Source organism: Syntrophorhabdaceae bacterium (genome assembly GCA_028698615.1).
GTDB lineage: Bacteria > Desulfobacterota > Syntrophorhabdia > Syntrophorhabdales > Syntrophorhabdaceae > Delta-02.
The window spans coordinates 61,303-68,612 of the sequence record JAQVWF010000009.1; the positions used below are offsets into that span (position 1 = coordinate 61,303).

Genomic DNA, 7,310 nt, shown 5'->3' on the forward strand with positions numbered 1-7,310 from the left:
TAGACCCATCATTGCCGATTTAACACTATCAGACATGTAGAGCTTCCTCCTAAATGACCTCAAGGTCCGCGTGAAGAGCCCCGGAAGCCTTGATGGTCTGCAGTATCGTTATAACGTCGCGCGTCGATATCCCCGTGGCGTTGAGCGCATTGACAAGTTCCCGTATGGAAATGCCCGCTTCCAGGAGATAGAACTTCCCGCGATCTTCCCTCACATTTATCTGCGTGTCCGGCGTCACCACCGTGCGGCCCTGGCCAAAAGGCATGGGCTGGCTCACGCGGGCGTCCTCCTTGACCTGGACGCTTATGTTGCCGTGGGAGATGACGACCGTCGAAACCCGAACGTTCTCGCCGATGACGACCGTGCCCGTCTTTTCGTCGACAACTATCTTTGCCTGCATATCCGTCTTTATGTCGAGATTTTCCACAATGGAGAGGAATTTAACGGGATTGCCTCTCATCTCCCCCGGTATCGTCACATTTACGGTCCCGGCGTCCCTGGCATGGGCAATACCGCTAAAGGTCTCGTTGATACGGTCGGCTATCCTTCGGGCGTTGGTAAAGTCGGGCATCTTGAGGGCGATCATTATCTCCTCGCCCTTGTATTCCTCGGAGATGACCTCGCGCTCTATGGTGGCGCCATTCACGATCCTTCCCACCGTCGGATGGTTCTTCTGCACAGAAGCGCCCTGCCCCGATGCAAGGAAGCCGCCGACAACCATCGGGCCTTGCGCGAAGGCATATACCTGCCCGTCGGCTCCCTTGAGGGGAGTCGCCACGAGGACGCCGCCTTCGATGCTCTTGGCGTCGCCGATGGAGGACACGGTCACGTCGATCTTGCTCCCTATCCGGGCAAATGGAGGCAGATTGCAGGTGACCATCACTGCGGCAACGTTATTGACCTTCGTCGTCTTCGGGTCAACTCTGATCCCCATTGTTTCCAGCATGTTGGCCAGGGACTGGTTCGTGAAGATGGTGTTGGATTTGTCCCCCGTGCCGGAAAGACCGGTGACAAGCCCGTAGCCGATGAGCTGGTTGCTCCTCGCTCCGTTGATGTAGCCCATCTCCTTGATGCGGGCCGCATCCGCCATCCCCGCCATGAAGAGAAAGAAGGCAAGGATGAAGAAGGCCATGCAGACCATTATCGTGCTGCGATGTACTCGTTCCCGGTAGGTCATGCCTTTCTCCGTCAGAATGGCCATACGGTATCCACGATGCGCGCCAGCCAGCCGGGTCTCTGCTTTTCTCCCACAACTCCCACGCCGGTGTAGATGATCTTGGCGTCGGCGACCTGGTAGGAATACACGGAATTATCGTAATCGAGGTCCCTGGGTCTCACGATGCCCTGAACGAGGATCTCTTTCTTTTCATTGTTGATGATTATCTCCCTCTTCCCTTCTATGGCAAGGTTGCCGTTGCCAAGCACCTCGACAACGCGCGCCGTGATGGTGGCGGTGAGCGAACCGGTTCGGCTCGTCTCGCCGGAACCCTCAAAATCATTCTTGGTGCTCGCGCTTATCATCTTGTCGGGGTTTATGCTCGAGGGATACATGTTTGATTCGAGTCCGAAGAAATTGGGGATCCCTGCCGTGGTGCCGGAGGTCCTTTTCGTTGAGGTGCCCGCCTTCTCCGATGCGTTGGTCACTTCCGAGATCTTGACTGTGATGATGTCACCCACACCCCGTGCCCTGTGGTCTCCAAGAAAATTGCTGTTGCTGTTGACACCGCGGAATATGGTTCCCGCGGGGGGCTGCGGCGCGGGCTTCATGCTCTTGTACGTGTTATCTATGACAAAGGGCTCGTCCTTTATCACCGATTGGCTGGTGCTCTGGCAGCCCGCGAAGAAAACTGCCGCCAGGATAACCATAAATAACAGACCCGTTGCCTTCATGTCCTCACGCTCCTAGAACTCGACTTTTACCGAACTGCTGTTCACGACCTTTGCCGTCACCTCTTTCCCGGAGGCGATGTTCTTTACCCGTATCGTGTCGCCGGTACGGCCCTTGTCGACGGTCCTGCCCTTCGCCCGCACGATGAGCTTATTGCTCTCGGCAATTATGGTGACCATGTCGCCCCGTTTGACAACAACACGGTCTTCGAGGATCTGGTCGGTGACAAGCGTACTGGCCGGCACGTCCCGTTTAAGCACCTTGCCGACGACGTCCTCCATTGACGCGGGGTAGCCGAGGCCTTTCCCATTCATGTACGTCTCGCGGACAAGGACGTCCTGCATTCCTATGGTGTCCCCTTTTTGACCCGCCCGTTTCAGCACATAGAGTTCGCGCTTCGTAAAAACCCTGAAGGGCACCTGCACTGTCCGCCTTTTGCCGGGGGACGTCTCTATCTCAACGGCGCATACACCATCGCCGCCGACATCCGGTATCCGCACAAAGCTCAGGTTCACGATCTTCACCTTTTGCCTGAACTGCGCCGGGACCGTGGTGAGCCTCACCCGAACCGCATCGCCGCCGGGATAGATCTCTTTGACGAACTTGATTACCCTCGCCTCTGCCGCAGATTCTCCCGCTGCATGCACCGTCTTGAGCATCCCGCCCGCGGCCACGAGAAAAAGGATGAGCAACGAAAGGACCAGGCACAGGCCCACGAAGAGCGCTTCAGGCCTGCAGGCGATCTTTACCTTGCCAGATGTGTTCGTAGGGATTTCCACCTTATCTCCTCAGATTGTTCGTCATCTGAAGCATCTCGTCCGCCGCCTGGATGGCCTTGGAATTTACCTCGTAAGCGCGCTGGCCGATGATCATATTTATCATTTCCTGCATAACGTTGACGTTGGACATCTCAAGGAAACCCTGGAGGACCGTGCCCATCCCGTTCTCTCCCGGCCTGCCCGTCGTTGGTGAACCGCTTGCGTCGCTTTCCATGAAGAGGTTCTTCCCGACAGCCCTGAGCCCCGTGGGGTTGATGAAGTTGGCAAGCTCGAGGCGGCCCAACTGCTGCGGAGAGCTCTGGCCCTGGATCTGGACCGTCACCGTACCGTCGCTTTCGATGGATATGTTGGTGGTTTTGGCCGGTATTGTGAGGTTTGGTTCGATGGTGTAGCCGTCGGCCGTCACTATCTTGCCGTCGGCATCGGTCTTCAGCGCACCCGCCCTCGTATATGCCTTATCTCCCGAAGGCAGGTTGACCTGTACGAAACCGTTGCCTTCTATGGCAATGTCCAGTTCGTTGTCCGTCCTCTGATAATCGCCCTGCTGGAAGACCTTCTGCACCGATGAGAGCATGGCCCCGAGACCTATCTGGATGCCCGTGGGGACCATGCCGCCCCCCTCGGTCCTTGCACCCTGAAGTCTCAGGGTCTGGTACATGAGGTCCTGAAAGTCAGCGCGGCTCTTTTTGAAGCCGTTGGTATTGACGTTGGCGATGTTGTTGGCGATGACGTCGAGATTTGTCTGCTGCACGTTCATGCCGGTTCCCGCTGTCCATAACGCCCTTATCATGATGTTCCTCCTAAAATTTCGCCAGCTCTGTCAGCTTGCTGTTGGCATCCGAAAACATCTGGTCGATCTTGGTGTAGCACTCGTATGCCCTCATGGTGTGGATAAGCTCCACCATTTCCCGGACAACGTTGACATTCGACGTCTCGAAAGATCCCTGCCTTATGGTGTACAGTTTCGGTGCCTCCCCGGCTTCTGTGCCGGAGTAGGAAAAATTGCTCTTGCCCACGGGTTTGAGACCCTTTAGATCCTTGAACTCGACGACCTTTATGGTATCCACAAGGTCCTTTCCCAGGTATATGGAGCCATCGGTCTCAATGAGGATCTCTTTGCCGTCGGTCACATTGATGGTGATGTCTCCGCCCTTTCCCATGACGGGGTCCCCGCTCATGGTCACGAGGCGGCCCGACTTGTCGAGCATGAACTGTCCGTTGCGGGTGTACTGGACGCCCTCCGGCGTAGACACGGAGAAAAACCCGGGACCCAGTATGGCCATATCGAGCTTGGCGCCGCTTTCAACGATGGAAGCGTCAGAAAAATCTATATAGGTGTCGGAAAGGTTGACATAGGCATTCTTCAAAAGGCCCTGTTGGCCGTTCTCATCCTGTGTTGTTGATATCATCGCGAAAATGGGACGCGAGGCCTTGAAACCCGCCGTCTGAGCGTTGGCCAGATTGTTGGCGATAATGTCCAGCCTCTTCTCATTTACAAACTTACCGGCGACTGTCACGAAAAAGCTCATGCCGGGAATAGTGCAATACATATGCCAGACAAACCGTTTGAGCCGTTGGAACCGGAAAGACGGCTTGGAGAGAAAAGATGGCTTGAATGGCTAGAGTGGCTTGAAGCGCTTGAGTGCCGAAAGACATTCTTTTGGCGTCATTCCGGCGAAGGCCGGAATCAGCGATTTTCGGTTTTGCTGGGAAAAAATTTCCGCTGGGGAAAATTTTTCAGGCAAGATTCGGTCTTCTGCGTGTGATGGTCAGATAACGGCTTTCTCGTTCATGAAGCGGGACAGCTTTTTCACGCCTTCCTTAAATGGCCTGGTGTGGAAGCCGCTTATCCATTTACCATTATTAAACACGTCGGAGACGACGAGGAAAGCGACAGCCTTCAGGCCCTTTGCCCTGGCGACCGCATAAAAGGATGCCGTTTCCATCTCCACCGCTGATATGCCGCGCTCGACGCAGGCGTGGATCTTGTTCTGCGTTTCCCGGTAGATGGCATCCGTCGTCCATACATCGGCAACACGAAAACCCGCCTCGACAGCGGGAGCAGTCCAATCATCCACCCAGTGTGACGAGACCATATCGTCCTCGTCTTCAAGATAGTGGTAGGAAATGCCCTCTTCGCGCAGCGCTCTCCTGGCGATATAGACATCCCCTGCCGCGCTGTCCGGGGCCATGCCTCCGCAGTAGCCCCACAGAACGAACTCCCTCACGCCGAATGCGGAGAGTTCCTCCACCAATGCGGCAATATTGGGACCGCCGAAGGAAGACCTGATAGACGCCGTCGAGGTTCCGGAAAGGTGATAGATCATCCTGAAAGGCGCCCACGCTTCCACGACGGATGCCCCCCTGTTTCCCGTCAATCGCCTCAGATCCGCATCGTTGAAGGTTATGACGCACCTTTGGGGCAGCGTGAGCTCATGCACGTGCTTTTTTGTGAAGGCCTCAACTATTGCCCGAGGGTCAAGGATCACCCTCGAGGGGTCAAAGAACCTTTTCAAGGAATCTTCTCTTCAATCTCTCATAGGATGTCATGAGATGTTCTGAAATGACTCTCGTTTCCCCTGTAACAGCCATGAAGTTGGTGTCTCCGAACCAGCGCGGCACCATGTGCACGTGGATATGCTCCTCCAGTCCCGCCCCCGCGGCCCGGCCGACATTGATGCCGATGTTGATCCCCTCGACGTTGAACTCCTCCTTGTAGACTTTTACCATTATCCTTACAAGGCGCATGATGTCGAGGGATTCCTCGTCGGTAAGGTCTTCCGCCAGCCCGGTATGGCGGACGGGCACGACCATGACATGACCGTTCGTATAGGGGAAACGGTTCATAATGACGAAGGCCGTCCCAAGTCTGCCTATTACGAGGGACTCCTCATCCTGCCCTTCCTCGATGCAAAGAAAACACTTCCTTTCCCCCGGTTTCTTCGTACCTGTGATATATTCCATTCTCCAGGGAGCCCAAACTCTATCCATATCAATTCCTCATGAACATATAGTCTCGCCAGTACTCGGGCGGCACCTTTACGCCAAGGTTCAGCATGAACAGATAGAACCCGTTGGGTCGCGAAGGTCTCTTCTTTGGATGCATCTTCACCTCGTCAGCCAGCTTGTCGCCTTTCTTCAGGTTGCAGCTGATGCAGGAGGTAACAATATTTGTCCATTCCGTCACCCCTCCCCGTGACCTTGGGACGAGATGGTCGCAGGTGAGATGCTTTGCATCGAACTTCTCCCCGCAATACTGACAGGTGTGGTTATCACGAAGAAAAACGTTTCTGCGGGAAAACTTCACTTTTGCGTGGTTGCTTCGGACGAGCGTAAGAAGGCGTATGACGGCGGGCTGACGTATAGTTATGGAAACGCCGCGGATCTCCCGGTCATACTCCTTAAGGACTTCAACTTTTCCGAGGTAGACAAGCGTTATGGCCTTCTTCCATGACAAAACGCTTATGGGTTCGAATGTCGTGTTAAGCAGGAGGGTTCGGTCCATTTAATCATTTGAAAAATAACCCGTTTTGACCTCTAATGTCAAGGTTTCAGATGCTTACAGGCCAGTCCTGGCTTCCATTATCCTCATTACGTGGAGGACCAGATTGTACCGTTCCCGGATATCAAGGTCGAAATAGAACCGGCTGCCCATAAGCGCTCTGACGATCTCTTTCAGTCTTTCCGCCTTCATCACATCCTCCTGAAAAGGATTGTCGGATGGAAACGAAAAGGCTAAAGGAACGGGTAATGCGACCCATCTTCCATCACCCGTTTTTTTCTGGTCTTTCGCCGGGTTCTGTGGTAAATATGGACAAAATACTTAAACTGGAGGGAGTCAGGAAAAATGCCAGTCTTCGACGAAAATGGAAATCAGGTCAACACTCAGGAAGAATTTCCCAAAATGGCAGACCCGGAGGAAGCGGGCGGTAGTTTCCCGCAGCCTTCGAAGAAAACATTTCCGATCTTTTCGGCAGTCCTGGGAATAATCGCTCTTGTCTTCCTGGTCGTGGCCGTCGTCTTCTTTCTGAAGGCCAACACCCTCGAGCAGGAGGTGGAGATCCTGAAGAAAGCCAAGACACAGCTTGCGACGACCGAGACAAGGCTTCAGGACATGATGAAGGAAAATCAGAAGGTCAAGGCCGAGTTGAGCCAGGCAAAGGGCGAACTCGACAACGCGAAGGCGAGAAACCAGGCGTTGGAGAACCAGCTTGCAAAGAAGAAGACTCCCCCGGCTGCGAAGAAAACGTCGGCGCAGAAGGGCAAGAAGCCTGCAGTAAAGAAGCCGTAACCATCATACGAAAGGATACGAAACGGATCCGGCCTGGCAAACCCGCCTCGCCGGATCGTTCTTTAGCCAGGAATTGCCCCTGAAGGCTCAGGCGGGGTTCATCATTCGCTCGCGCCGTCTTTGACAAAAAAAGTAATTGTCTGTGGTCATTCGACGGGAGGGGGTGTCGTCTCTCCATCTTGCGGCGACGGGAATGGATGTATCCAAATCGGATATAATCCGGTATAATGTCAGGAATCATATCCGAAGGATCGGAACAAATATGAAAAAAGCGGCATTGATCTTTTCAGTATTGGTTTTTCTGGCCATGACAGGCCTTATCTCATTTGCGAAAGAAGGGAGCGAGGGGGAA

Annotated in this window: 10 protein-coding genes; 1 reads left to right on the forward strand and 9 read right to left on the reverse strand. The window is 54.4% G+C overall.

What is annotated here, in order from left to right:
- Positions 1-49: 49 nt before the first annotated feature.
- The 9 genes from PHC90_05360 to PHC90_05400 form a co-directional block, all read right to left on the reverse strand.
- A complete protein-coding gene (locus PHC90_05360; GenBank protein MDD3845773.1) occupies positions 50-1,201 on the reverse strand; it encodes a flagellar basal body P-ring protein FlgI in 1,152 nt (383 codons plus the stop codon).
- Positions 1,189-1,890: a flagellar basal body L-ring protein FlgH gene (locus PHC90_05365; GenBank protein ID MDD3845774.1), complete on the reverse strand. Its 702-nt coding sequence runs from the start codon at positions 1,888-1,890 to the stop codon at positions 1,189-1,191. The genes PHC90_05360 and PHC90_05365 overlap by 13 nt, the downstream gene beginning before the upstream one ends.
- A gap of 12 nt (positions 1,891-1,902) precedes the next feature.
- Positions 1,903-2,667: a flagellar basal body P-ring formation chaperone FlgA gene (gene flgA / locus PHC90_05370; GenBank protein MDD3845775.1), complete on the reverse strand. Its 765-nt coding sequence runs from the start codon at positions 2,665-2,667 to the stop codon at positions 1,903-1,905.
- Position 2,668: 1 nt separating this feature from the next.
- Positions 2,669-3,457, reverse strand: a complete 789-nt coding sequence (gene flgG / locus PHC90_05375) for a flagellar basal-body rod protein FlgG (protein ID MDD3845776.1) — start codon at positions 3,455-3,457, stop codon at positions 2,669-2,671.
- Between the two features lie 10 nt (positions 3,458-3,467).
- Positions 3,468-4,184 (reverse strand): flagellar hook basal-body protein, encoded by a 717-nt coding sequence (locus PHC90_05380; GenBank protein ID MDD3845777.1) that lies wholly within the window; start codon positions 4,182-4,184, stop codon positions 3,468-3,470.
- Positions 4,185-4,436: 252 nt separating this feature from the next.
- Complete coding sequence (locus PHC90_05385; GenBank protein MDD3845778.1) at positions 4,437-5,183, reverse strand: hypothetical protein; 747 nt, start codon at positions 5,181-5,183, stop codon at positions 4,437-4,439.
- Entirely contained in the window at positions 5,167-5,658 is a 492-nt protein-coding gene (locus tag PHC90_05390) for an HIT domain-containing protein (GenBank protein MDD3845779.1), read from the reverse strand. The genes PHC90_05385 and PHC90_05390 overlap by 17 nt, the downstream gene beginning before the upstream one ends.
- A gap of 1 nt (position 5,659) precedes the next feature.
- The gene (locus PHC90_05395) at positions 5,660-6,172 is read right to left on the reverse strand and encodes an HNH endonuclease (GenBank protein MDD3845780.1); all 513 of its coding nucleotides are present in this window, start codon (positions 6,170-6,172) and stop codon (positions 5,660-5,662) included.
- A gap of 54 nt (positions 6,173-6,226) precedes the next feature.
- On the reverse strand, positions 6,227-6,361 hold the full coding sequence (locus PHC90_05400) for a hypothetical protein (protein ID MDD3845781.1): 135 nt from the start codon (positions 6,359-6,361) through the stop codon (positions 6,227-6,229).
- Between the two features lie 153 nt (positions 6,362-6,514).
- On the opposite strand from PHC90_05400, the gene PHC90_05405 reads away from it, so the two are divergent.
- On the forward strand, positions 6,515-6,958 hold the full coding sequence (locus tag PHC90_05405; protein MDD3845782.1) for a hypothetical protein: 444 nt from the start codon (positions 6,515-6,517) through the stop codon (positions 6,956-6,958).
- The last annotated feature ends 352 nt before the right edge of the window (positions 6,959-7,310 follow it).